Raw genomic sequence first — 23,013 nt, 5'->3', positions numbered from 1 at the left:
GGCGCATAAGCTGTTCCAACAAGAGCTTTCGGGAGGGACCATCGTGCGGCACATCATCCGCAACATCGCAATTTTCGACGGGACGGGCAGCGCCCCGGTCGCCGGAGCGGTGGTCGTTGAAGACGACAGGATCGCAGCCGTCCTGCATGACGCCGCTGCTATCGCTGCGGTCGAGGCCGACAGCGTGATCGATGGCCAGGGCGGCACGCTGATGCCCGGCATGGTCGATTCCCACGCCCATCTGACCTGGGGCAGCTCGGTCGAGAAAATCTATCACCAGTTCATCCTGCCGCCCGAAGAATTGAAGGTCGCCGCCTGGCGCAATGCCCGCGTGCTGCTCGACCATGGTTTCACCAGCCTCTATTCCGCAGGCGCGCTTGGCGACCAGATCGAACCCGAACTCGTCCGCGCGATCGACGCCGGCGAAACCCCCGGTCCGCGCCTGATCCCCTCGACGCTGGAGCGTAGCCCCGAAGGCGAGGAGGGGGTGGAAACCGGCGACGTGTTCAACGGTCGCGGCCCTGACGCCATGCGCGCCTTCGTCGCCTATTGCGCGGCGGAAGGCGTGAAGTCGCTCAAGCTGGTCATCTCCGGCGAAGACGCGCTCAAGCCCGGATCGTCGGGCGACGTCCTCTACACTGACGCGGAAATGCTGGCGGCGGGCGAAGCGGCCAGGGAAGCGGGCCTGTGGATCGCGACCCATGCCTATTCGCCCCGTGCGATCGAACTGGCGCTCGAAGCGGGGGCGCGCATCCTTTATCATTGCTCCTTCGCCAACGATGCGGCGATCGACGCGATGGCCGCGAAGAAGGACGACATCTTCTACGCCCCCGGCCCCGGCGTCTCGGTCGCCGCGCTGGAAGCGTCGCCGCCGCCCCATATCGACATGTCTTCCATGAAAGCCAGCGCCGCCGAGCGTTTGGAACTGGAAAAGGCGCTCGTCCCCAAGCTCAAGGCGCGCGGCGTGCGTATCCTGCCCGGTGGCGATTATGGCTTCCCCTTCAATCCCCATGGTCGCAACGCCCGCGACCTGGAGCATTTCGTGACCCATTATGGCTTCACCCCGGCCGAGGCGCTGAACGCCGCGACCATGTTGGGCGGACAGCTGATGGGACAACGAGTTGGACAGGTGAAGACCGGCTATCTCGCCGACCTGCTGCTGGTCGACGGCGACCCGACCCAGGACGTCCGCATCCTGCAGGACGCCCATAATATCAAGATGATCATGCTGGGCGGGCGGATGCATAAATCCCCCGTAGCGCAGCCCGTGACCGCCTGACCGGAAAGATGCCGCCATGTTCGACGTTGCAATCATCGGCTGCGGGCCGGTGGGGGCCTTTGCGGCCAATCTCCTTGGGAAATCCGGCCTGTCGATCCTGGTGATCGAGCAGGAGGCGAACCCCTATCCTCTGCCGCGCGCGGTCCATCTGGATCACGAAATGATGCGCCTGTTCCAGTCGGCTGGCGTGATCGACCGGGTGGCGGGCGACATGCGCGACACCGAAGGGCATCTGCATGTCGGCGCCGACCATGGCGTCATCCGCTACATGGGCACGGTCGGGCGGGCGCGGCCGTTTAGCTGGTCCAACGACTATTTCTTCTACCAGCCCGAACTGGAGGATCATCTCCGCGAGGCGCTGACCGATTACCCTAATATAACTGTCCAACTCGGCGTCTCATTTGAAGGGCTGGAGGAGAACGAAAACGGCGTCACGCTGCGGCTTTCCGAAGGTCGGACAGAGCAGGCTCGCTACGTCATCGCCTGCGACGGATCGCGCAGCGCGGTGCGCAAGGCGCTGGACATAAAGCTGGACGATCTGGATTTTGAAGAGCCCTGGTTGGTGGTCGATGCCGAAGTCGATGGGCCGGTGCGCTTCCCCGACCTGTGGGGCTTCCCCGACGCCGCCGACCTGCAAAAGCTGTCGGTGATGATCTGCGATCCCAAGCGCCCGGCGACGATCGTGCCGGGGCGCGGCAATCACCGCCGCTGGGAGTTCATGCTGCTGCCCGGCGAAGACGACCAGGCGATGATGGAGCCGGATTCGGTTGCAGCCCTTGTCGAACCCTATCTCTCCGGGGTTCCGCACAGGATCGTGCGGGCGGCGACCTATCGCTTCCATGGTTTGATCGCCGAGCGATGGCGGACGGGCGGCGTCTTCCTGGCCGGCGATGCCGCGCATCAGACGCCGCCCTTTTTCGGGCAAGGCATGTGCCACGGCCTGCGCGACGTCGCCAACCTGGCCTGGAAGCTGGAGATGGTGGTGAAGGGCGCGGCGCCCGACGCGCTGCTCGACAGCTATCAGCCCGAACGCGATCCCCATGTCCGTGCGGTCATCACCGCCGCTGTCGCCGCGGGGCGCTATATCTGTATGCTGGACCCGCAAGCGGCCGCCGAGCGCGACGCGCAGATGCGCGAAGCCGCCAAGGGCGCGCAGCATGGCACCGCCGCCGACCTGATCCCCGCCATCGCGACGGGCATCGTCGCGGCCGGCACGCCGGGCGCGGGTGAGCGTTTCATCCAGCCCCGCGTGGGGGATCGCCTGCTGGACGACGTCACCGGCAGCGGCTGGCGTCTCTTCACCCGCGCCATGGTGGAGAGCGGTGACGTCACGGTCGTAGACCTCACGCAACTGGCCGATGGCGGCGCGATCGCCGCCTGGCTGGCCGATCGGAAGGCCGATGCCGTGTTGGTCCGGCCCGACCATTATGTTTTCGGCACCGGCAAGGGGGGCGACCTGATCGCCCGGCGCGATGCGCTGGTCGCCGGCGCCTTCCGTCAGGAGATCGCCGCATGACCCTTTCTCTGGATCAGGCGCGTCGCATCATCGACGCCGCACTGGGCCATGGCCGGGCGCAAGGTGCGCAGCCGCTGGCCGTCTTCCTGCTCGATGCCGGCGCGCATCCCGTCGCCTTCGCGCGGGAGGATGGCGCCAGCCTGTTCCGTTTCGATATCGCCAAGGCCAAAGCCACGGGCGCACTGGGTATGGGGGCGGATACGCGGGTCATTGCAACCCGCGCCGCCGCCAACCCCGGTTTCTTCCAGAGTGTGGTGGCCGTCACTAGCGGCCAACTCGCTTTGTCCCCCGGCGGCGTCCTGATCCGCGATTTGGAAGGCGCGGTTATGGGCGCCGTCGGGATCAGCGGCGACACCGGCGACTGCGACGAAGCCTGCGCCATTGCCGGCATCCTGGCCGCCGGACTTTCCCATGGAGTGCAATCATGAGACTTCGCAGCATCGAACTGGCGATGCCGGGCGCGGCGGACGCCGCCACCTTTATGACCGACATCTGGGGCATGGCCCCGGCGAAGGTGGTTGGCGACATCCATTATCTGCGCGGATCAGGGACTTTCCCCTATCTCGTCGCGTTCGAGGAGTCGGCTGACGCCTACGTCCGGTCGACCACCTTCGTCTGCACGTCCGACCGGCTGGAGCAACTGAAGCGCAGCGTCACCATTGCCGGCCTCCCCGCAATGCCTGTCGTCTCAGAAGACTTGGGCGGCGGCCATGGCATCATCGTGGAACTGGCCGAAGGCGAATTGCTGCGCTTCCTGGTCGACGCGCAGGAGGTCGAACCGATCGAGGGCGCGGACCTGCCGGTCAAGCTGACCCATGTGGTGTTCAATTCCGCCGACGCGGAAATGACCGGCCATCTGGCCGAGGACGCATTGGGCTTCCGCGTGTCGGACCGGACCAAGGGCATGGTGTTCGTGCGCTGCAATGACTCGCATCATAGCACCGCCTTCGCCCGCGCGGGGATTTCCAGCCTCAACCATATCGCCTTCGAGATGGAGGATCTGGACGCGGTGATGCGCGGCATCGGTCGCCTGCGCGATCAGGATATGGCGCCGGCCTGGGGACCGGGCCGTCATGGCCCCGGCGCCAATGTCTTCGCCTATTTCATCGCCCCGTTCGGCCCGGTGATCGAATTTTCGACCGCCGTGAACAAGGTGCCCGACGACTATCGGCCCGGCGCGCCGGAAGACTGGACCTGGCCCGAAAAGCGGATCGACCAGTGGGGCATGTCCGACAAGAATTTCGACGGGCTGCGCGCTGCCGAAGAAAAATTCCGCCATCGCCGCGACTGGCAGCCCCAATCCCTGGCCCACCCGATCGACGTCCTGACAGAGGAAAATCACTAATGCGCTATGTCAGTTTCCGCCGCCCCGACGGCACCCCCAGCTTCGGCCGCCAGGACGGCGCAACGATCATCGAACTGGCGACCGGCGCGACGCCCAGCCTGAAGGCCGCGCTGACCGACGGCAGCCTGGCGACGCTGGCTGACGGCGCGACCTATGCCGCCGCCGACATTGTGTTGCTGCCGGTTATCCCCGATCCCGCCAAGATACTGTGCGTCGGGCTGAACTATGCCGAGCATGTCAAGGAAACCGGCCGGGAGCAGAAGGCGCATCCCGCCATCTTTGTGCGCTATGCCGACAGCCTGGTCGCCGATGGCCAGCCGATGGTGAAGCCCGCCGTGACGACCCGCTTTGATTATGAAGGCGAACTGGCGATCGTCATCGGCAAGCCGTGCCACAAGGTTGCCGCCACCGATGCGTTGAGCCATGTCGCTGGCTATGCCGTCTTCAACGACGGATCGGCGCGCGACTGGCAGCGCCACAATATCCAGTTCACGCCGGGCAAGACTTTTCCCGGCACCGGCGGCTTTGGCCCCGCGCTGGTGACGGTGGACGAGATTGATGATCTGGGCGCGCTGCGCGTCCAGACCTGCCTCAATGGCGACATGGTGCAGGACCAGCCGATCGCCGACATGATTTGGGATATCCCCACGGTCATCGAATATATCAGTGCCTTCACGCCGCTGGCGCCGGGCGACGTCATCGCCACCGGTACGCCCGGCGGCGTCGGCGATAAGCGCACCCCGCCGCTCTATATGCACGCGGGCGACAAGGTCGAGGTCACCATCGGCGCCATCGGCACGCTCGCCAACCGCATCATCGACGAACAATAAGCCTATATTATCCAATGATAAGAAGGGGAGGAGACACCATGCGCATATTCCACAAGCCCATTCTGGCCATGGCGAGCGTCAGCACGTTCGCCATCGCCGCACCCGCCTTTGCCCAGGATGCCGCTACGCCACAGGAGCCGGCGGAATCGGCCATGTCCGACATCATCGTGACCGCACAGCGCCGACAGGAAAAGGTGACGGAGGTGCCGATTTCGATCACCGTCGCCAGCCAGAAGCAGCTGGAGCGCCAGCAGGTCAATAATCTGAACGACCTCAACCGCGTCGCCCCCGCGCTGGAAATCCAGTCGGCCCCGTCGCAGAATACCGGCGGCGGCGGATCGATCCGCGGCATCGGTACGCAAAGCTTCTCGCCCGGCGCTGTCGCATCCGTAGGTGTCGTCGTCGACCAGGTGAGCCAGGGCAACGCCAATATCTCCGACCTGTTCGACGTGTCGCGGATCGAAGTGCTCAAGGGGCCGCAAGGCACCTTGTTCGGCCTGACCACATCGGCCGGCGTCATCAACATCACCACCAACGCGCCTGACCCTAACGAATTTAGCGGGCGCGTGCGCACCGAATTGTCCGATGCCGGGACCGTGGGGTCCAAATATGGCCAGCAGGTCGTTCAGGGCGTCATCAACGTGCCGTTCAGCTCCACCAGCGCGCTGCGCGTGTCGGGTATGAGCAACACGCGGCAGGGCGTGAACCGTAATGCCGTCACCGGCGACTGGAACGACGTCAATCGCTACGCCGTGCGTGGCCGGTTCCTGTGGAATGCGAGCGAAGACCTGACCGTCAACCTGATCGGCGACTGGTCGAAGGGGTCGGCGGACAATGGCGGCGACTTCTTCACCTTCCTGTCGAACACCGCTGCCAACACCGCGCTGCTCAACAGCTGCGGCATCACGCCGGGCGAGGGCAACCAGACCTTCTGCGTCGGGGATGAATTCAGCAGCAAGGTCAAGGCATGGGGTGGATCGGCGCAGGTCGATTATGATGCCGGTCCGCTGACGCTGACGTCCATCACTGCCTATCGCAAGACGGAAAGCAGCAATACGCTGGGCAACATCTATCGCGCCGATCCGCTGGCGTCGGAACTCATAAGCGGCCCGACAGGCACCGACATCCGCCTGTTCACGCAGGAATTCCGCGCGTCGTCGCCCAGCAATTCGGTCTTCGAATATACGGTCGGCGCCTTCTATTCGAACCAGAAGACGGTGCAGCAGCCCGAACGCTTCACCATTTCGGTGACGCTGCCCAATGGCTTCGTCATACGTCCGGTGGATTCGCCCGGCGCCCTGAACGAAATCACGGATGAATCGCTGGCGATCTTCGGTCAGGGCACGTTGCACGCCACTGACAAGCTGCGCCTGATCCTGGGCGGACGCTACACCGCCGGGCGCCTGTCGCTCGACCGGACCGACGCGGGAACCGGCGCGGAAAGCTTCCAGATCCTCAATGTCGACAAGATATCCTGGCGCGCCGGCATTCAATATGACATCGACCGGTCGCTGATGGCCTATGTCACCGCATCGCGCGGCTTCAAGGGCGGTCAGATCGCGGTGCCGACCGCGCCGTTGCTGCCCTATGTCGTGCAGCCGGAAATCCCCATGTCCTACGAAGCGGGCATGAAGGCCACGCTGTTCGGCGGCGCGGTGCTCGACGTCAGCGTCTTCTACAGCAAGATCAAGAATTTCCAGGCGCAGGAATGTACCGTCAACCCCACCACCGCCCAGCTTGTCTGTGCCCAGACGAACATCGACGGGGTCAAGACGCGCGGCGCGGAAGTCAATCTGTTCGGGCAGATTTCCGATCGGCTGTCGATGAACACCGGCTTCATCTATACCAAGGCGACCTATCCGGGCGGCTTCATCGGCAATGACAGCACCGACATTGGCGGCAGCCAACTGGCCTATTCGCCACGCTATAAATTCACCCTGTCGGGTGAATATGAACAGCCGCTGACGGCTGGTCTGAACGGCTTCCTGGCGGCGGACACAATCTGGAAATCGCGGGTCCGTTACCAGAATACTTCGCGCAGCGAAGAAACCTTCCGTCCGCACTGGACGGTTGGCGGTCGCCTGGGCGTGCGCAGCGAGGATGAACGCTATTCGGCGGGCGTGTTCGTGCGCAACCTGTTCAACGTCCACGAACCCTCTCTGCTCCAGAGCAATTTCGGTTCGGGCGTCGGCGCCATTTATGGTCCGCAGTCCTTCCGCCAGGTCGGCCTGCAACTCGACGCGAAATTCTGATCGAAAGGGGCATGGCGGTTCGCCGCCATGCCCCTTTCGCTGGTGGCCGAGGTGGTTAGGGTGCGGAGATGAATCCAGTCAGGCAATCCATAGCGGCCATGGGGACGGACCTTGGCCCGGCCGTCCTTGCGCAATGCCGCGCGCTCTTCGACGCCGAACAGTTGGCGCTGCTGGCGCAGCGGCCGATGGCGGCGGCGGACGTCGTTTATGGCCCGCATGAACGCCACCGCCTCGACATCTATCGGCCGCAGGGTGACGGCCTCGCGCCTGTCCTCGTGTTCGTGCATGGCGGCGGGTTCCTGAAGGGCGATAAAGGCGGGGTCGATGCTTGGCCCAACGCTAATGTCGGCCGCATGGCGGCGCAGGCGGGGTTTCTTGGCGTCGTTATCAATTATCGCCTGGCGCCCGATCATGTCTGGCCCGCCGGGGCGGAGGATGTCGCCGCGGTCGCCGCCTGGATCAAGGATCATGCTGCGCAGCATGGGGGCGACCCGGATCGAATCGTGCTGATGGGCACGTCTGCCGGATCAGTCCATGTGGCGGGCTATCTGAAACTGGCTGGCGCGGGCGACATCCGCGCCGCCATCCTGCTGTCCGGCCTCTACGGCTACACGCCGCTCGATGCGCGCGACATGCTCTATTATGGCGACCCGGCGCTCTATCCCGACCGAATGCCGATGGAGGCGGTCGCCGCCACGCCATTGCCGCTGATGCTCGCCTGCGCCGAGTTCGACCCGCCGCGTTTTCAGGCGGAGTTTCTGGGATTAATGCAGGATCGGTTTGCCCGCCATGGTGCGATGCCGCGCGCTTTTATTCATTCGGGCCATAATCATTACAGCATGTCCATGCATCTGGGCACCGCCGACCGGCGGCTGTCGCAAGAAATCTGCGCCTTCGTGCGCGAAACCACTCAATCATAATCAGGAGGGATAGATGCTTGATCGCAGGACGTTGCTCGCGACCGGAATCGCGACCGGGGCTATGATGGCCGCTCCCGCCATCGCCGCGCGCAAGGCTGTCATCAGTCCCGGCTTCCCCAAGGGCTTCTACTGGGGCGTCGCCACCGCGCCGCATCAGATCGAGGGCAACAACGTCGCCAGCGATCTCTGGTTTGTCGAAAACCAACAGCCCACCGTCTTCGCCGAACCCTCCCGCGATGCGTGCAACAGCTTCGACCTGTGGGAAGCCGATCTCGATCTGGTCAAGGACATGGGCCTCAATGCCTATCGCTTCGGTATCGAATGGGCGCGGATCGAGCCGGAAAAGGGTCTCTTTTCCCAGGCGATGCTGGATCATTACAAGGCGATCATAGACGGCTCCATCCAGCGCGGCCTGGCCCCGATCGTAACCTTCAGCCACTTCACCGCGCCGCGCTGGTTCAGCGCCCAGGGCGGCTGGACCAATCCGGAAAGCGCGCAATTGTTCGCTCGCTATTGCGACAAGGCGATGCGCGCGCTGGGCAAGGGGATCGCCAGCGCCATCACCTTCAACGAACCCAATATCCTGCTGCTGCTGAAGCCGATGCTGCCGCCGCAGGTGTGGGACATCCAGAAATTGACGCTGGAAACCGCGGCCAAGCGCCTGGGCGTCCCGAAATTCGTCGCCGCCAATGTCGCGGGGGTGGAAGATCTTCCCGCGTTGCAAACTGGTCTGGAGGCCGCGCACAAAGCGGCCAAAGCGGCGATCAAGGCGGTCCGTCCCGACCTGCCGGTCGGCTTTTCCCTCGCGATCATGGACGATCAAGCGGTGGGCAACAACTCGATCCGCGACCGCATGCGGAAGGAATTGTACGGCAACTGGCTGGACATCGCCAAGGCCGACGACTTCATGGGCGTCCAGAATTACGAGCGCGCGCTCTGGGGCGACAAGGGTCGTCTGCCAACGCCCGCCGGTTCGATCGTCAATTGGTCTGGCACCGAAGTCTGGGCGCCTTCGCTCGCGGGCGCGGTCCGCTACGCCCATGAAGCGACAGGCGTGCCGATCCTGGTGTCGGAACATGGCGTCGGCACGACCGACGACACCATCCGCGCCACATTCATCCCCGCAGCGCTCGCGGACCTCAAGCAGGTGATGGACGACGGCGTGCCTGTGCTGGGCTATTGCCACTGGTCGCTGCTCGACAATTTCGAATGGATATTTGGCTATAAGGTGAAGTTCGGCCTGCACAGCGTCGATCCCGTCACCTTCGCCCGCACCGCCAAACCAAGCGCCGCCGTCTATGGCGCGATCGCCAGCCGCAATGCGTTGTAAGGAGAGAAAGACATGAAGCGTTTCGTCGCCGCTGTCGCCCTTGTGCTCGCGGTTCCCGCCATCGCCCAGATGCCGACGCCGGTTCCCGCAGAAGCCCCCGCCGATCCGAACGCCATTCCGCTCTATCCGGACATGAAGGCACCCAAGGAATCGACCGAAAATTGGGTGCGTTTCGGGAAGGATCTGGCGGTGCGCAATGTCACCGTGCCGACCATCACGCCTGTCCTGCCTGATCCCGCCAAGGCGACCGGAGCTGCGGTGATCGTCGCGCCCGGCGGCGCCTTCATGCTGCTGGCGATGGATCATGAGGGCTGGAGCGTCGCGCGCTGGCTGGCGGATCATGGCATCGCCGCCTTCGTCCTGAAATATCGGCTGAACCAGACCCCCGCCGACATCGGCGAAGCGTCCGCCTATATGGGCAGGCGCATGGCGGAGTCGCTGCGCGATCCGACTGCCGCGCCGGGAATCACCGAACCGCGCGCAACTCTCGACGCTCTGGCGGCGATCAAGCTGGTGCGCGCCAATGCCGACAAATGGGGCGTCGATCCGCAGCGGGTTGGCATGATCGGCTTCTCCGCCGGCGCCATGACCACGCTCAACGCGGCGTTGGAAGGGAAGGGGAGCGATCGCCCGTCCTTCATCGGTTATGTTTACGGTCCGATGCTGGCCCGCGCCGTGCCGGCCGATGCGCCACCGATGTTCGCCGCCATCGCCAATGACGACAGCCTCTTCCCCAATCCCTCCTATGCCCTGATCGAAAGCTGGCGCCGCGCCCATGTGCCGGTCGAACTCCATGCCTATGAGCGTGGCGATCACGGCTTTGGCACGGGCAAGCCGGGCACGACGAGCATGGGCGTGCTGCCCCAGTTCCAGGCCTGGCTGGACATGCGCGGGCTGCTGAACGCGAAGGTCGCGCAATGAGCGCCGCGCCGGCCTTGCCGATCGCGCGGCAGGCCGGCATCGGCTTTGCGATCAACGCGACCCTCAGCCTGGCCTTCTTCCTCGGCATTTTCGGGATGGTTGCGCGCCCGCTCACCTGGGGCGCGCCCGACGCACTGGGCCTTGATTTCGTGCCGCAGAGCATTGCCGTTGCGCTGATGAGCGCGCTCGTCCCCTCACTGATCGCCCGCACGCGGCTGGGGCGGCGCGTGTCGACCCGCACGATCATCCTGCGCGCGTTCGGCTTTGCGATCGGCGGTGCGGTGCTAGGTGGCCTGCTCGCCTGGGCGACCGGCGCCGTCGCCCAGTCGCCTGTCGCATGGGGGCAGGCGCTGGCGATTAAGTTGCTTTACGGCGGATCGCTAGGCGCTCTCATAACCATTCTAGCCCTCAAGAGGATGACCCGGTGATCCGTTCGATGATGACTCTGGCGTTGGTGCTCGTCACGCCCGCTCTGGCTCAGAATGTGCGCATGGAAACGGTCCCGCCGCAGGGGCAGGAGGGCGCGATCGCGCTCTATCCCGATCAACCCGCGCCCAAGGCCGGCAGCGACGAACAATGGTCGAGCATGGAGGTTCAGATCGGGGCGAACAGCATCGACAATATCATGGTCCGCAATGTCGTGCGGCCGACCATCACGCCCTATCTGCCCGATCCTGCCAAAGCGACTGGCGCGGCGGTGCTCGTGGCGCCGGGCGGCGCTTTCCTGTCGTTGTCGATGACAGGGGAAGGGAGCGACGTCGCGCGCTGGCTGGCCGATCATGGCGTCGCAGCCTTCGTGCTGAAATATCGCCTCAACGAGACGCCGCGCGACGACAAGGCATTTCTGGGCGTCATGGGCGCGCGTTTCGGCGCGGCCGCGAAGGGCGAACCGAGCGCGAAGGTGAAGGAACCCCGCGCCACGCAGGATGCGCTTCAGGCCCTCGCCATCGTTCGCAGCCGCGCCGCAAGCTGGCATATCGATCCCGCGCGTATCGGCATGATCGGCTTTTCGGCCGGCGCGATGACGACGCTGAACGCCGCGTTGGAGGGCCGGTCTGAACAGCGCCCGGCCTTCATCGGCTATATTTATGGCCCGATGCTCGACATCGCGGTGCCCGCCGATGCGCCGCCCATGTTCAACGCCATCGCCATGGATGACGGTCTTTTCGCCAAGCAGGGCTTCGGCATAGTCGAAGCCTGGCGCAAGGCGAAGCGTCCGGTCGAACTCCATGCCTATGAACGGGGCGATCATGGCTTTGGCGGGGGGCGGCCGGGGACGACCACGGCGATGCTCTTGCCCGAATTTCTCGCCTGGATGGACATGCGCGGCCTGCTCGGCGCGCGCTGATTTTCTCAAGGATTGCTCATGATTCGTAAAAGCCTTCGCCCCGTCGCTCTGCTGGCCTGCGCCTCCTTCGCGGCGCCGCTCTGGGCTGACGAATTGGCGGAAGGATTTCGCAATCCGCCGCAGTCGGCCCGCCCGCGCGTCTGGTGGCACTGGATGAACGGCAATGTGACCAAGGACGGGATCGACAAGGATCTCGACTGGATGGCGCGCATGGGGATTGGCGGGGTCCAGAATTTCGACGCCAGCCTGATGACGCCGCAGATCGTGCCGGAACGGTTGATCTATATGACCGACGGCTGGAAGGATGCTTTTCGCCACGCCGTCCACACCGCCGATGCCAAGGGGCTGGAATTCGCCATTGCCGCGTCGCCGGGCTGGAGCGAGACGGGCGGTCCCTGGGTTAAGCCGCAGGACGCGATGAAGAAGCTGGTCTGGAGCGAGACGGACCTGCGTGGCGGCCAGCGGGTGAAAGGCGCGCTGCCCATGCCGCCCTCCATCACCGGCGCATTCCAGAGCGCGAAATTCAGCGATCCGCTCGCAGCTGGCGAGGGCGCGGCCGCGCTTCCTACCGTCTATGGCGACGCTCCTATTCTAGCCTATCCTATCAAGCTAATTGCCCTGCCGCGGCCGCGCATGACGCAAGCGGACGGAACGGCGCTCGCCCCTGCGCCGCTGCTCGACAATGATATGGAAACCGTGGCGCAGATCGCCAAGGGCGACGCCACCCATCCCGGCGCGGTGATCCTCGATTATGGCAAGCCGGTGACGATCCGGTCGGCCAGCCTGTTCGTGCCCCATGCCCGGCCGCCCTTCGGCGACCCGTTCTACCGCCCGACGCTGGAAGTGGAAACGGTGCAGGGCTGGCGGCCGGTCGGCCGTTTTTCGCTGACCGAAGTGTCGGCGACGATCGGCTTCGCGCCCGTCACCGCCCAGCGCTTCCGCCTCGTCCTTTCTCCAAACGACGCGCCCAAGTCGCCGGGGTTGGGCGACGGTGCCCCCGGCGCTGTCATGATGGACGTCTTCGGTCGTCCCGCCAGTCTGACGCTGGGCATAGGCGATTTGCGCCTCTCGGCCGAAGCCAAGATCGATCATTATGAGGCCAAGGCCGGTTATGCGATCGTCGCCGACTATAATGCGCTGAGCGACGTTCCCGCGCCTGACGCGCCTGCCATCGACCCCGCCAAGGTGATCGACTTGACCGACCGGCTGCGTCCTGATGGCACGCTCGATTGGACCGCACCCAAGGGGCGCGACTGGCGCATCATCCGTATGGGTTACTCGCTGACCGGCAAAATGAATCATCCCGCCACCCCCGAAGCCACGGGGCTGGAGGTCGACAAATATGACGCGGCGGCGGTGCGCCGCTATCTCGAAACCTATCTCGGCATGTATCGCGATACGGTGGGCGCGGATTGGATCGGTAAGAAGGGCATAAGCGCGCTGCTGACCGACAGTATCGAGGTCGGCGCGTCGAACTGGACCCCGCGCATTGTGGAGGAGTTCCAAGCCCGGCGCGGTTATGACCCTACGCCTTTCCTGCCGACGCTGACCGGCGCGATCGTGGGATCGGCCGCGCGGAGCGACGCCTTCCTCCATGATTATCGCCAGACGCTGGCGGACCTGCTGGCCGACGCCCATTATGGCACAGTGGCCAAGGTCGCGCATGAAAATGGCCTGGCCGTCTATGGCGAAGCGCTGGAAAATGGTCGCCCTGTGCTGGGCGATGACTTGGCCATGCGGTCGCATACCGATGTGCCGATGGCGGCGATGTGGACCTTCAACCGCGGCGGCACGGCGCGTCCCACGCTGATCGGCGACATGAAGGGGGCGGCGTCGGTCGCTCATATCTATGGCCAGAATGTCGTGTCGGCGGAGTCCATGACATCGGCCTTCGCGCCTTGGGCGTTTGCGCCGTCGGACCTGAAGCGGGTCATTGACCTGGAATTTGCTTCGGGGGTCAACCGGCCGATCGTCCATACTTCGGTCCATCAGCCGGTCGATGACAAGGCACCGGGCCTCAGCCTCATGATCTTCGGCCAATATTTCAACCGGCATGAAAGCTGGGCGGAGATGGCCAGGCCATGGGTGGATTATATGGCGCGCACCGGTTACCTGCTTCAGCAGGGCCGCGATCAGGCCGATCTCGCCTATTTCTATGGCGAAGATACGCCGATCACGTCTTTGTTCGAACATGGCGTGCCGGCCGATCTGCCGATCCGCTATGCCTATGATTTCGTCAATGCCGACATCATCGCCAATCGCATGAGCGTGGCCAATGGCGATCTGGCGGCGGGCAACGCCCGTTATCGCGCCCTCTATCTGGGGGGCGCCAGCCGGGTGATGACGCTGGCGACCTTGCGAAGGATCGCCGCGCTGGTGGAGGGCGGCGCGACCGTGATCGGCATGGCGCCTGAACGCGCGCCGGGCCTGGCGGACGATGCCGCCGCGTTCAAGGCGCTCGTCACCCGCCTGTGGAGCGGCGCACCGATCGGCAAGGGGAGGGTGATCGCCAGCCGCGACGCTGAAGCCGCACTCGTCAGCATCGGCGTCGGCCCGGACTTCCGAATCGGGCAGGGCGCACAGGACGCCGATTATCGCTTCGTCCACCGCAAGCTGACGGATGGCGACCTCTACTTCGTCAATAACCGCACCGACAAGGCTGGCCGGATCGAGGCGCGCTTCCGTGCGACCGGCAGGCAGCCCGAAATCTGGCGTGCGATTGACGGCACGGCCGCGCCCCTTTCTTACCGCATCGAAGGGGGCGACACGGTGATCCCGCTCGACGTCGGCGCTGAGGATGCCTTCTTCATCCTGTTCCGCAAACCTGCTGCGGCGCTATCCGCCACCATCTCGGCCAAGCCGGCCCATTCCGTCGCGAGGTTGACCAACCCCTGGACCGTCCGCTTCCAACGCGGCCGTGGCGCGCCTGAAAGCATCGCCATGCCCACCCTCACTCCGCTGGAAAGCAACGTCGACAAGGGCGTGCGCTATTTCTCCGGCATCGCGACCTACGCTACGCGCTTTGCGTTGCCCAAGGGCGTGAAGTCCGGCGCGCCGCTGTGGATCGACCTGGGCAAGATCGGCGATCTGGCCGAGGTGCGCGTCAACGGCCAACTGGCCGGCACCACCTGGTTCGCGCCCTATCTGCTCGACATCGGCAAACTGGTGAAGCCGGGGGCTAACCAGTTGGAGGTCAAGGTCGCGAACCTGTGGGTCAATCGCCTGATCGGCGACCAGCAGCCCGGTGCGGAAAAAATCACTTTCCCCGCCGCCCCGACTTACAAGCCCGACGCCCCGCTGCGGCCGTCCGGCCTGATCGGCCCGGTGCGGTTGCTGGCGGAATAAGTCCTAATGATCGAGCGTGTCGCCGTCCCGCAAGGATGGCGGGCGCTTTACCTTCTTGATCTGGCGCAGGCCCAGGAAAACCACCGCGATGATCGCGGGGATCAGGGCCAGGTCGATCCAGCCGGGCAGATGCGCGCCCTGATGCTCGATCGCTTCCTTGATGTGATGCCAAAGACCCAGCGCATAATAGCTGATCGCCACGACCGACAGCCCCTCGACCGTATGCTGGAGGCGCAGTTGCAGTCCGGTACGCCGGTCCATTGACGCCAGCAGGTCGCGATTGCGGCGCGCCAGCGCAGTGTCGACCCGCGTGCGCAGCATCGCGCTGGTCCAGGCGGTGCGCTGCGACAGGTCCTCCAGCCGGCGACCGAAAGCGTCGCAAGTCCGCATCGCCGGCAGCAACCGCCGCTCGGTAAAATCGTCGAGCGAGCGATAGCCGCGTACCGGCGCGACATCCAGACGGCGGATGCGGTCGAAGCATAGTTCCGCATAGGCATGGGTTGCGCTCATGCGGTAACGGGTCCGCGCGACAATCTGCGCCAGTTCAGCGCTGAGTGATGACAGGTCTTCCAAAACAGCGTCGGCATCTGCCTGCGGTTCTGCGACACAGGCGGTCACATCGGTCAGGCGCTGCTCCAGCGTCGCAAGGATGGGGGTCGCCCGTTGCGCTTCGGGCAGACCGAGCAAAGCGATCTTCCGATAATTGCCCAATTCCTGCAATCGTTGCACCAGCAGCGATGCTTCCGCCCCTTCCAGCCCGCGATCCTGGATGAGCAGGCGGCCAAAGCCATTGTCGTGCAAACGGAAATCGCCCCAGACGCGCGCCCGGCATTGGGCGACGTCGGAGATGATGAGGTCGTCGGACGCGAAATAGGTGGCGATCGTCGCGTTGGATGGCTCATTCTTCGTCAAGGCGATCTGGGTCGATCGGATAACCTGGCCCGGCAGTCGGTCTATCCAGTGCGACACGGGCAGGAAGGGCGAAAGGTCGAACGGCTCGCCATAGCCGTCGGCGATGAAGCTGTAGGTGATGAACTCGCTGTGCCGTTCCCAGGAAAAGCCGAGCGCACCGACGCGGCACGCGAAGAAGCGGTCGCTGGCATCAGGGGAGGGGCCATCATCGGGCACGATGGCGCACAGCGCGGCGACGCTGTCGTGCGCTTCCTGCTCATTGACGATCATCATGAACTGCACGGCGCGCATGGGCGTATCGAGCCGCGGCATTTTGCGAATGTGCATTTCGCGCGAAAGCGAGGCGCGCAGGGCGTGGCTGCGCTGCGCCAGGTTGGGAAAAGGGCCATCGCCCGCCTGCTTGGCTGTGTCCGTCATCGCCCCGTCCCCTTCGACCCATTTTGCGCCGTTTTAGTCGGACTATTGGGGCTTGGGCAATTGGCTTGATCCAAAGAATGAGGATTGGCCCATTCAGATGCGGCGGGCGATGGCGCCAGCCGCCCAACCCATGCCCACGGCCATGGCGATCGCGACCAGGCCATAGACGAAGGACCAATGTTCGGCCGCGCTGGCCATGAACTGTTCGAAGCCGGATTTGCGCACGGTGATGTCGCGCACCGCGGCGGCGACCACCCGCCCGTCCTGCACCAAGAAGGTTTCGGCGGTGTAATCGCCCACGATGACGCGCGCCGACAGCGGCAGGCGCGCGCGGTACAGGACGCCGTCCGTGATCTCGACGATGCCAGGCCGCTCCACGAACAGGCCGGACCGCGCCCGCAAATCGACCAAGCCGGATTGAAAGCGCGACAATTCCGCGCTTTCGTTGAGCGAGGAGGGCGAGAGTTGCAGCTTGTCGACGCCCAGTTCGTAGATGGCGGCGGTACGTTCATCGACGATCCGGCCGATGGGGCGCGACGATGCCATGGCGTAGAAGCTGGGGGCGGAGCGGAAACGCGCGGTGTCGGCATTGACCCAGATGCCGGCCACCTTCTGCTTTTCGCGCATGGTGATCGACTGTTCCGGTCCCTTGAGCACGACGACGATGTCGGCCGGCTTGTCGGGGCGTCGCCCGTCGGGATAGACGATCGCGCCGAACAGCAACAGGTCGGCGCCGGTGAAGCTGTACTGGATGACGACTTCGCGCTGCGACACGTCCGGCACCAGTTGCGGCTCGTTCGCCCCCATCAGCGCCAGCGCCGCGGGCAGGGCGAGCAAGGCGCGCCAGCGCGGCATCAGCGCACCTCGATCGTGTAGATTTCGTCGGGACGAAATCCCAGTCCCAGCGCCATCCGCGCCGCGACGAACAACACTATCGTGGCCAGCAGTATGCGCAGATATTCAGGTCGGATCGACATGGAAAGGCGGGTGCCGACCTGCGCGCCGACGACGCTGCCGATCAGCAGCAGCAGCGCCAGCACCAGGTCCACCGCCTTGGTCGTCATCGCGTGCATCATCGTCGTCGCCATGGTGACGAACAATATCTGGAACAGCGATGTGCCGACCACCGATTGAGTCGCCATGCCCAGCAAATAAAGCATGGCGGGCACCAGGATGAAACCGCCGCCCACGCCCAGCAACATCGTCAAGATGCCCGTCGCCATGCCCAGCAACAGGGGCGCCAGCGGCGAGATATATAGGCCGGAGCGATAGAAACGCCAGCGCATCGGCAGCGCGGCGACCAGCGGATGATGCCGCCGCTTGCGGGCGGGAGGGCGCTTGCCCGTTTTCAGCGCCACCAGCGCCTGGATCGATTCCTTGGCCATCAGCGCGCCGATGCCGCCCAGCATCAGCACATAGAGGATGCCGATGACCGTATCGATCTGCCCCAGATATTGGAGCAGGCGGAAGATGAAGACGCCCATGCCGGCCCCCATCACGCCGCCCGCGATCAGCACGCCGCCCATACGGAAATCGACGGTGCCGCGCGCCATATGGGTGAACACGCCCGAAACGCTGGCGCCCGTCACCTGCGAAGCGGCGGACGCGGCGGCGACCGTGGGTGGAATGCCGTAGAAGATCAGCAGCGGCGTCGTCAGAAATCCGCCGCCCACGCCGAACATGCCGGACAGCAGCCCGACGACACCGCCGAGGCCGATGATGACAAGCGCGTTCACCGATAGATTGGCTATGGGCAGGTAGAGATCCATGCCCGTTGGGGGTAACGCCAACCGGCATGGATATAAAGCGGCGATGGCGCCAGGCGACTAAAAATCGGCCGCGAGGGTGATGGCAAGGCCCGATCCAGGCCGGGCGTCTCCCGCGATCCGTTCACGCCATTCGATGCCGATCCGGGCGGCGACCTGTGGCAAGGGTAGGCGGAACTGCATTTCTGGGCCGATATCCAGCCTGCTGGCGCCCGGTTGCGCGCCGCCAGACAGGGCCACCCCGACGCGGAAGGGCGATTGCGCAAGTGGGGTGGAGAGCGAGAATTTGCCGTCGATGAAAGCATCTCCGCGGCTGAATCCGACGATGCCGGCTTGGCTATAGCCCTCCGCCAAGACGGCTGGCCCGATAGCCGCCGGGCCAAACCCGCCCGCCACCATTATAGCATTCGCGTTGCGTGCGCCGTCGCCCAACGCGATGCGCCGTTCGACCGCGACGCTGATCGGGATCGCGCGCATCGGCTGGATCGACAATCCGACCGCGCCTTCGGGCGCCGCGGGGCGCCCGAAGGCGCTGGTAAGGCGGCCATAGGCGGTGGTCCTGCTCGCGGTGCCAGGCGTCAGATCATAATCCACGCGAAGTCCCGCCTGCGAGCCGCCGAGTTGGCCAGTCGGCACGGTCCCGCTTGGCCGCGCGCTGCCGGGGCGCCACAGCAGCCATGCGGCGGCCCGCCATCGATCCGGCGTCGTCTGCTGGGCCATAAGCGGAGAGGGGATGGCCGTCGGCGCCTGAAAAAGATCCATATAGTCGGGATCGCTGGCATAATGGCGGTTGGAGAACGCTACGCTGAAGGTAATGAAATCCATCAGATCGACCGGGATGGCGCCATTAGTGGATGGTCGTGGCGGCGGTGGCGCGCATTGTGTTATTTTCATCCGCGCGGCGATGTAGGGCGGAGGCTGGGTTGTAAGCCTTTCCCACCGTGGCAGGGTCGCCACGGCGCTGGATGCCAACAGGGCTTGTGGCAATAAGGGCGAGGGTTTGGAGGGAGTATCTGCATATGGCCGTTGCACCGGTGGCGTTACGGCTTCCTGGCCCACTAGGCGGATAGCCACCCAACCCAGCATCATGATGGCGGAGAAACGCAACGGGCGGCCGTTTGCGACACGGCTCATGGATCGGTCTTCAGGTCGGGGAAACAATGCTGCGTCTTGTCCCAGCTAAGTGGCTGGCCCAGCAACGATTTGCCATAAAGAAAGACCGCGCGCCGAGCCGCCAATATGGCGATATAGTTGGCGACGAAGGTGCGCGGGATCGCCATCAATCCCTGGCGCCAGCCATAGGCCCGGCCGACAAACAGGGCGCGCATGACCGCTCTCCACCCCATCAACCCCAGGTTGAACCATAGCAAGGCTGTGATGAGGGGCGGCAGCGGGGTCGTGGATAGTGGCGCAAGCGCGCCCAGAACGGCGATCAGGCCCCAGAGGATCAGCGCCATATAGGCGGCGAAGAGCACAAGCGCCGCCATGGTGGCGCGCCGGTCGCGGATGCGCATCCACCATTCGGCAACACCGCCATGCCAGCCCATGCGGTCCCAACCGGCCAAGGATATGCCCACTATCCAGCGCGCCTTTTGCCGGACGGCGGCGTGAATGCTGTCCGGGAAATATTCGCGGGTCGCGACCAGCGCCCCGGTACGGTCGCGCATACGCACGAACACGCCGCGCCCGCCCATATTGGCGATCCGCAGACCCGCTTCATAATCCTCCGTCAGCGATGACGGATCGAAAGGTCCCCCATGAGCGGTGTCGAACAGGCGGCCGAGAATCGCCCGTTCGAAGGCGCACGCCACCCCCGCTGATGGGATCGACGCGCCCAATGCTTCGCGTACTGTCAGAGCTTTCCCATGGTTTTCCGCAAATTCATCGCCATAATGATTGGCGATCGCGCGCGCGAACCACGTCCCTCGACCGGGCAGGGGCAGCACGGGCAACTGGACTAGGGCGAAGCGATCGATCATGAAGTCGAACAGTCGGATCTCGTCGGCATGAACCACATCTTCGGCATCGTGCAGCACGACCGCCTTGAAAGCTTTGCCGATGCGCGCTTCTTCCGCCAGCATCGCCTGCCACAGGACATTAAGGCAGTCCGCCTTGGTGCTCGGACCTGGCCTGGGGTTGATTCCTACGATGATGCGCGGTTCCCCGGCGGCGATAGGCGCGACTATCTCGATTGTTTCGGGGTCATTGGAATAGAGGCCGACGAAAATCCGATAATTGTCGTTCGGCCAGCACGCCAGCGCATGGCGTAGCATCGGCCCGATCACATCCGATTCCCGCCAGGCGGGAATGAATATGGCGATGCAACCCGGCCGGAATGAAGCGGGCAAGGTTGCCGTAGTCATACGCGGATGGCGCGCATAAATGGCGACATTGCGCCAACACCGACGGGCTATGAAGAGGAGGTCGACTAGGAAATCGTCCAGCCCGCCGATCGCCAGTCCGACGACAGCAAAAAGCAGGACTTCGTGGTGCAGGGCCACAAGGCCTGCGGCCAACATGTCTCCCAAGACTTGACCCCCAATCCCCCTAGGCGAGAGAGGATGCCATTTGCGTCACATCGTTCCAAGTCTTTTGCATTTTTTCGCACAAGTCCTTCGAAATGTTGACCCAGCAGCACAGTTGTACCTTCGCAGACATCGGCAAGGGAATAGATCGGCATGGATCGTCCGTCACGATCCGCCTCGCGCGTTTTCTGACGGACGATCTTGTCGCCTTCGAATATGCGGTTTTGCGCTGGAGAGCGCCCGGTCGCCTTGGCGGCGCGATAAGCGGGGTCGCCAATGGGTAGTCTCAGTGCTAGTTTGCAGGCGTTGATTTTGCGAGTCTTAGGCAGTCTTGGCCAATCGACCAATCTCTTCTAACTTTTACGGGAGGAGGGTGAATATGGAGATGGACGTCAATTACCTGCTGCACCGGCAGCAGATGTCGCTGATACGCGCACAATCCAGCCGATCGGACAAAGGGCGAGACGCTTATCAAAGCCTTGCCCGAAGCTATACGGACCGGATTGACGCCTATCGTCGGGAAAATGAACGGTTGATCATTCGCGCGCATTGATCCGACCGGGTCAATGCCGCTGGATCAGCCTATCGAACGACAAAAGATGGTTTTAACCCAGCGGCGCCTTGCCGTCAGCTGCGACTCTCCCTTTGTCCGCCTGTGCCGCCCCTCTCTCCCGAATCACAGTTGCGCGCTGGGCTGGAAGAGGCAGGGCTCTCCTCACAAATGGCGTAATGCATGGCGGAATGGATGACGGGATGAGTGAGCCTGACCCAATTGCAAAAGCCCCGGTCGCTCGCGTCGCTCCGCAAGTCTCACAGCGGTAAAATCTCTGTCGATCAACTGTTGCGCAACGTGGGGGCGTTACAGGATCCTGAGATTTTGGCGGTTGCCAGCCCAGTGTTGCCTGCCAGCACATTTTAACCGTATCGGCCGTAAGAGGGATGATTGGCTCTGCGCGCTTTGCAATTTTGCAAAGTCGTTTTGCGAAATTTTCTAGCGCCTCGTCTGGGGCTGTGCTTAGCCGCTGACATCAGATTTCAGCGAAAAGGGCAGCCCTTATGAATATTCATGAATATCAAGCGAAGGAACTCCTCGCGAAATATGGCGCGCCGATCGCTGCCGGTTATGCCGCTTTCTCGGTCGAGGAAGCGGTCGAAGCCGCCAAGAAGCTGCCCGGACCGCTTTATGTCGTGAAGTCGCAGATCCACGCCGGTGGCCGTGGCAAGGGCAAGTTCAAGGAACTGGCCCCGGAAGCGAAGGGCGGCGTGCGCCTCGCCTTCAACCTGGACGAAGTGAAGGCGCATTCGACCGACATGCTGGGCAACACGCTGGTCACGATCCAGACCGGCGATGCGGGCAAGCAGGTCAACCGCCTCTACATCACCGACGGCGCCGACATCGCCAAGGAATTCTATCTGGCCCTTCTGGTCGATCGCGGCAGCAGCAAGATTGCGTTCGTCGTGTCCACCGAAGGCGGCATGGACATCGAGGAAGTCGCCCACTCGACGCCTGAAAAAATCCACAGCTTCTCGGTCGATCCCGCAACTGGCTTCCAGGCCCATCATGGCCGGTCGATCGCCGCCGCACTGGGCCTGACCGGCGACCTCGCCAAGCAGGCGGCCAAGGTCGCTTCGTCGCTTTACGCCGCTTTTGAGGACACCGATGCGGAGCAGATCGAAATCAATCCGCTCGCGCTGACCGAGCAGGGCAATCTGCTGGTGTTGGACGCCAAGGTCGCTTTCGACGGCAATGCCATGTTCCGTCACAAGGACATCGCCGAACTGCGCGACCTGACCGAGGAAGATGCGGCCGAAGTCGAAGCATCCAAGTATGACCTCGCCTACATCAAGCTGGACGGTAACATCGGCTGCATGGTCAACGGCGCGGGCCTGGCCATGGCGACGATGGACATCATTAAGCTGAACGGCGAATTCCCCGCCAACTTCCTGGATGTAGGCGGCGGCGCCACGACCGAGAAGGTGACCGCGGCCTTTAAGATCATCCTGAAGGACCCGGCTGTGAAGGGCATTCTGGTCAATATCTTCGGCGGCATCATGAAGTGCGACATCATCGCCGACGGCATCGTCGCGGCGGCGAAGGAAGTGAATCTGTCGGTCCCGCTGGTTGTGCGCCTGGAAGGCACCAACGTCCAGCAGGGCAAGGACATATTGGCCGCGTCGGGCCTGGCGATCGTCCCTGCGGACGACCTGGGGGATGCGGCCAAGAAGATCGTGGCGGAAGTGAGGAAAGCAGCCTGAGGCACGACCCCACCTAACAAGATACGCCATGGGGCGTGGGTGGTCCGGGAA

At 64.1% G+C, this 23,013-nt stretch carries 19 protein-coding genes; 14 read left to right on the top strand and 5 right to left on the bottom strand.

The window, feature by feature from the left end:
- Nucleotides 1-43 precede the first annotated feature (43 nt).
- The 12 genes from V473_RS11255 to V473_RS11200 all read left to right on the top strand — a co-directional run bounded on the left by V473_RS11255 (nt 44) and on the right by V473_RS11200 (nt 15,086).
- A complete protein-coding gene (locus V473_RS11255) occupies nt 44-1,279 on the top strand; it encodes an amidohydrolase family protein (protein WP_066605535.1) in 1,236 nt (411 codons plus the stop codon).
- A gap of 16 nt (nt 1,280-1,295) precedes the next feature.
- Entirely contained in the window at nt 1,296-2,795 is a 1,500-nt protein-coding gene (locus tag V473_RS11250; protein WP_066603965.1) for a bifunctional 3-(3-hydroxy-phenyl)propionate/3-hydroxycinnamic acid hydroxylase, read from the top strand.
- The gene (locus tag V473_RS11245) at nt 2,792-3,223 is read left to right on the top strand and encodes a GlcG/HbpS family heme-binding protein (protein ID WP_066603960.1); all 432 of its coding nucleotides are present in this window, start codon (nt 2,792-2,794) and stop codon (nt 3,221-3,223) included. Before V473_RS11250 ends, V473_RS11245 begins: the two co-directional genes overlap by 4 nt.
- A complete protein-coding gene (locus tag V473_RS11240; RefSeq protein ID WP_066603958.1) occupies nt 3,220-4,140 on the top strand; it encodes a VOC family protein in 921 nt (306 codons plus the stop codon). Before V473_RS11245 ends, V473_RS11240 begins: the two co-directional genes overlap by 4 nt.
- On the top strand, nt 4,140-4,970 hold the full coding sequence (locus tag V473_RS11235; protein WP_066603956.1) for a fumarylacetoacetate hydrolase family protein: 831 nt from the start codon (nt 4,140-4,142) through the stop codon (nt 4,968-4,970). Before V473_RS11240 ends, V473_RS11235 begins: the two co-directional genes overlap by 1 nt.
- Nucleotides 4,971-5,008: 38 nt before the next feature.
- Nucleotides 5,009-7,222 carry a TonB-dependent receptor gene (locus tag V473_RS11230; RefSeq protein ID WP_066603953.1) on the top strand — a complete coding sequence of 738 codons (2,214 nt, stop codon included), beginning with the start codon at nt 5,009-5,011 and terminating at the stop codon, nt 7,220-7,222.
- A 68-nt stretch (nt 7,223-7,290) separates the two neighbouring features.
- Nucleotides 7,291-8,142 carry an alpha/beta hydrolase gene (locus tag V473_RS11225; protein ID WP_066603950.1) on the top strand — a complete coding sequence of 284 codons (852 nt, stop codon included), beginning with the start codon at nt 7,291-7,293 and terminating at the stop codon, nt 8,140-8,142.
- A 13-nt stretch (nt 8,143-8,155) separates the two neighbouring features.
- A complete protein-coding gene (locus V473_RS11220; RefSeq protein ID WP_066603947.1) occupies nt 8,156-9,472 on the top strand; it encodes a family 1 glycosylhydrolase in 1,317 nt (438 codons plus the stop codon).
- Nucleotides 9,473-9,484: 12 nt separating this feature from the next.
- Nucleotides 9,485-10,393, top strand: a complete 909-nt coding sequence (locus V473_RS11215; RefSeq protein WP_066603944.1) for an alpha/beta hydrolase — start codon at nt 9,485-9,487, stop codon at nt 10,391-10,393.
- Complete coding sequence (locus tag V473_RS11210) at nt 10,390-10,821, top strand: hypothetical protein (RefSeq protein WP_066603941.1); 432 nt, start codon at nt 10,390-10,392, stop codon at nt 10,819-10,821. The genes V473_RS11215 and V473_RS11210 overlap by 4 nt, the downstream gene beginning before the upstream one ends.
- The gene (locus V473_RS11205) at nt 10,821-11,741 is read left to right on the top strand and encodes an alpha/beta hydrolase (RefSeq protein WP_066605533.1); all 921 of its coding nucleotides are present in this window, start codon (nt 10,821-10,823) and stop codon (nt 11,739-11,741) included. Before V473_RS11210 ends, V473_RS11205 begins: the two co-directional genes overlap by 1 nt.
- Nucleotides 11,742-11,759: 18 nt before the next feature.
- Nucleotides 11,760-15,086 carry a glycosyl hydrolase gene (locus V473_RS11200; RefSeq protein WP_066603939.1) on the top strand — a complete coding sequence of 1,109 codons (3,327 nt, stop codon included), beginning with the start codon at nt 11,760-11,762 and terminating at the stop codon, nt 15,084-15,086.
- A 3-nt stretch (nt 15,087-15,089) separates the two neighbouring features.
- Here V473_RS11200 and V473_RS11195 read toward each other — a convergent pair whose 3' ends face one another.
- The 5 genes from V473_RS11195 to V473_RS11175 form a co-directional block, all read right to left on the bottom strand.
- The gene (locus tag V473_RS11195; RefSeq protein ID WP_066603936.1) at nt 15,090-16,415 is read right to left on the bottom strand and encodes a DUF3422 domain-containing protein; all 1,326 of its coding nucleotides are present in this window, start codon (nt 16,413-16,415) and stop codon (nt 15,090-15,092) included.
- 93 nt (nt 16,416-16,508) lie between these two features.
- Nucleotides 16,509-17,270, bottom strand: a complete 762-nt coding sequence (locus V473_RS11190) for a TIGR02186 family protein (RefSeq protein WP_244884381.1) — start codon at nt 17,268-17,270, stop codon at nt 16,509-16,511.
- Nucleotides 17,270-18,184, bottom strand: a complete 915-nt coding sequence (locus V473_RS11185) for a sulfite exporter TauE/SafE family protein (protein ID WP_066603935.1) — start codon at nt 18,182-18,184, stop codon at nt 17,270-17,272. Before V473_RS11185 ends, V473_RS11190 begins: the two co-directional genes overlap by 1 nt.
- Nucleotides 18,185-18,241: 57 nt before the next feature.
- Nucleotides 18,242-19,006 carry a hypothetical protein gene (locus tag V473_RS22945; RefSeq protein ID WP_244884380.1) on the bottom strand — a complete coding sequence of 255 codons (765 nt, stop codon included), beginning with the start codon at nt 19,004-19,006 and terminating at the stop codon, nt 18,242-18,244.
- Between the two features lie 305 nt (nt 19,007-19,311).
- Nucleotides 19,312-20,700 carry a glycosyl transferase family protein gene (locus V473_RS11175; RefSeq protein ID WP_066603929.1) on the bottom strand — a complete coding sequence of 463 codons (1,389 nt, stop codon included), beginning with the start codon at nt 20,698-20,700 and terminating at the stop codon, nt 19,312-19,314.
- Between the two features lie 385 nt (nt 20,701-21,085).
- Here V473_RS11175 and V473_RS22940 point away from each other — a divergent pair, with 385 nt between their 5' ends.
- On the top strand, nt 21,086-21,259 hold the full coding sequence (locus V473_RS22940) for a hypothetical protein (protein ID WP_165363643.1): 174 nt from the start codon (nt 21,086-21,088) through the stop codon (nt 21,257-21,259).
- Nucleotides 21,260-21,762: 503 nt separating this feature from the next.
- Complete coding sequence (gene sucC / locus V473_RS11165; RefSeq protein WP_066603925.1) at nt 21,763-22,962, top strand: ADP-forming succinate--CoA ligase subunit beta; 1,200 nt, start codon at nt 21,763-21,765, stop codon at nt 22,960-22,962.
- Nucleotides 22,963-23,013: the final 51 nt, after the last annotated feature.

Source organism: Sphingobium cupriresistens LL01, from assembly GCF_001046645.1.
Taxonomy (GTDB): Bacteria; Pseudomonadota; Alphaproteobacteria; order Sphingomonadales; family Sphingomonadaceae; genus Sphingobium; species Sphingobium cupriresistens.
Note: the sequence above shows the minus strand (reverse complement) of the source record. Positions and strands in the feature narration are given on the sequence as shown.

What these genes read in the sequence shown, in the direction of transcription:
- V473_RS11250 (WP_066603965.1), top strand. Translation starts at nt 1,296, where the DNA reads ATGTTCGACGTTGCAATCATCGGCTGCGGGCCGGTGGGGGCCTTTGCG.
- V473_RS11245 (WP_066603960.1), top strand. Translation starts at nt 2,792, where the DNA reads ATGACCCTTTCTCTGGATCAGGCGCGTCGCATCATCGACGCCGCACTG.
- V473_RS11240 (WP_066603958.1), top strand. Translation starts at nt 3,220, where the DNA reads ATGAGACTTCGCAGCATCGAACTGGCGATGCCGGGCGCGGCGGACGCC.
- V473_RS11235 (WP_066603956.1), top strand. Translation starts at nt 4,140, where the DNA reads ATGCGCTATGTCAGTTTCCGCCGCCCCGACGGCACCCCCAGCTTCGGC.
- V473_RS11230 (WP_066603953.1), top strand. Translation starts at nt 5,009, where the DNA reads ATGCGCATATTCCACAAGCCCATTCTGGCCATGGCGAGCGTCAGCACG.
- V473_RS11225 (WP_066603950.1), top strand. Translation starts at nt 7,291, where the DNA reads ATGAATCCAGTCAGGCAATCCATAGCGGCCATGGGGACGGACCTTGGC.
- V473_RS11220 (WP_066603947.1), top strand. Translation starts at nt 8,156, where the DNA reads ATGCTTGATCGCAGGACGTTGCTCGCGACCGGAATCGCGACCGGGGCT.
- V473_RS11215 (WP_066603944.1), top strand. Translation starts at nt 9,485, where the DNA reads ATGAAGCGTTTCGTCGCCGCTGTCGCCCTTGTGCTCGCGGTTCCCGCC.
- V473_RS11210 (WP_066603941.1), top strand. Translation starts at nt 10,390, where the DNA reads ATGAGCGCCGCGCCGGCCTTGCCGATCGCGCGGCAGGCCGGCATCGGC.
- V473_RS11200 (WP_066603939.1), top strand. Translation starts at nt 11,760, where the DNA reads ATGATTCGTAAAAGCCTTCGCCCCGTCGCTCTGCTGGCCTGCGCCTCC.
- V473_RS11195 (WP_066603936.1), bottom strand. Translation starts at nt 16,415, where the DNA reads ATGACGGACACAGCCAAGCAGGCGGGCGATGGCCCTTTTCCCAACCTG.
- V473_RS11190 (WP_244884381.1), bottom strand. Translation starts at nt 17,270, where the DNA reads ATGCCGCGCTGGCGCGCCTTGCTCGCCCTGCCCGCGGCGCTGGCGCTG.
- V473_RS11185 (WP_066603935.1), bottom strand. Translation starts at nt 18,184, where the DNA reads ATGGATCTCTACCTGCCCATAGCCAATCTATCGGTGAACGCGCTTGTC.
- V473_RS22945 (WP_244884380.1), bottom strand. Translation starts at nt 19,006, where the DNA reads ATGGATTTCATTACCTTCAGCGTAGCGTTCTCCAACCGCCATTATGCC.
- V473_RS11175 (WP_066603929.1), bottom strand. Translation starts at nt 20,700, where the DNA reads ATGTTGGCCGCAGGCCTTGTGGCCCTGCACCACGAAGTCCTGCTTTTT.
- V473_RS22940 (WP_165363643.1), top strand. Translation starts at nt 21,086, where the DNA reads ATGGAGATGGACGTCAATTACCTGCTGCACCGGCAGCAGATGTCGCTG.
- sucC (WP_066603925.1), top strand. Translation starts at nt 21,763, where the DNA reads ATGAATATTCATGAATATCAAGCGAAGGAACTCCTCGCGAAATATGGC.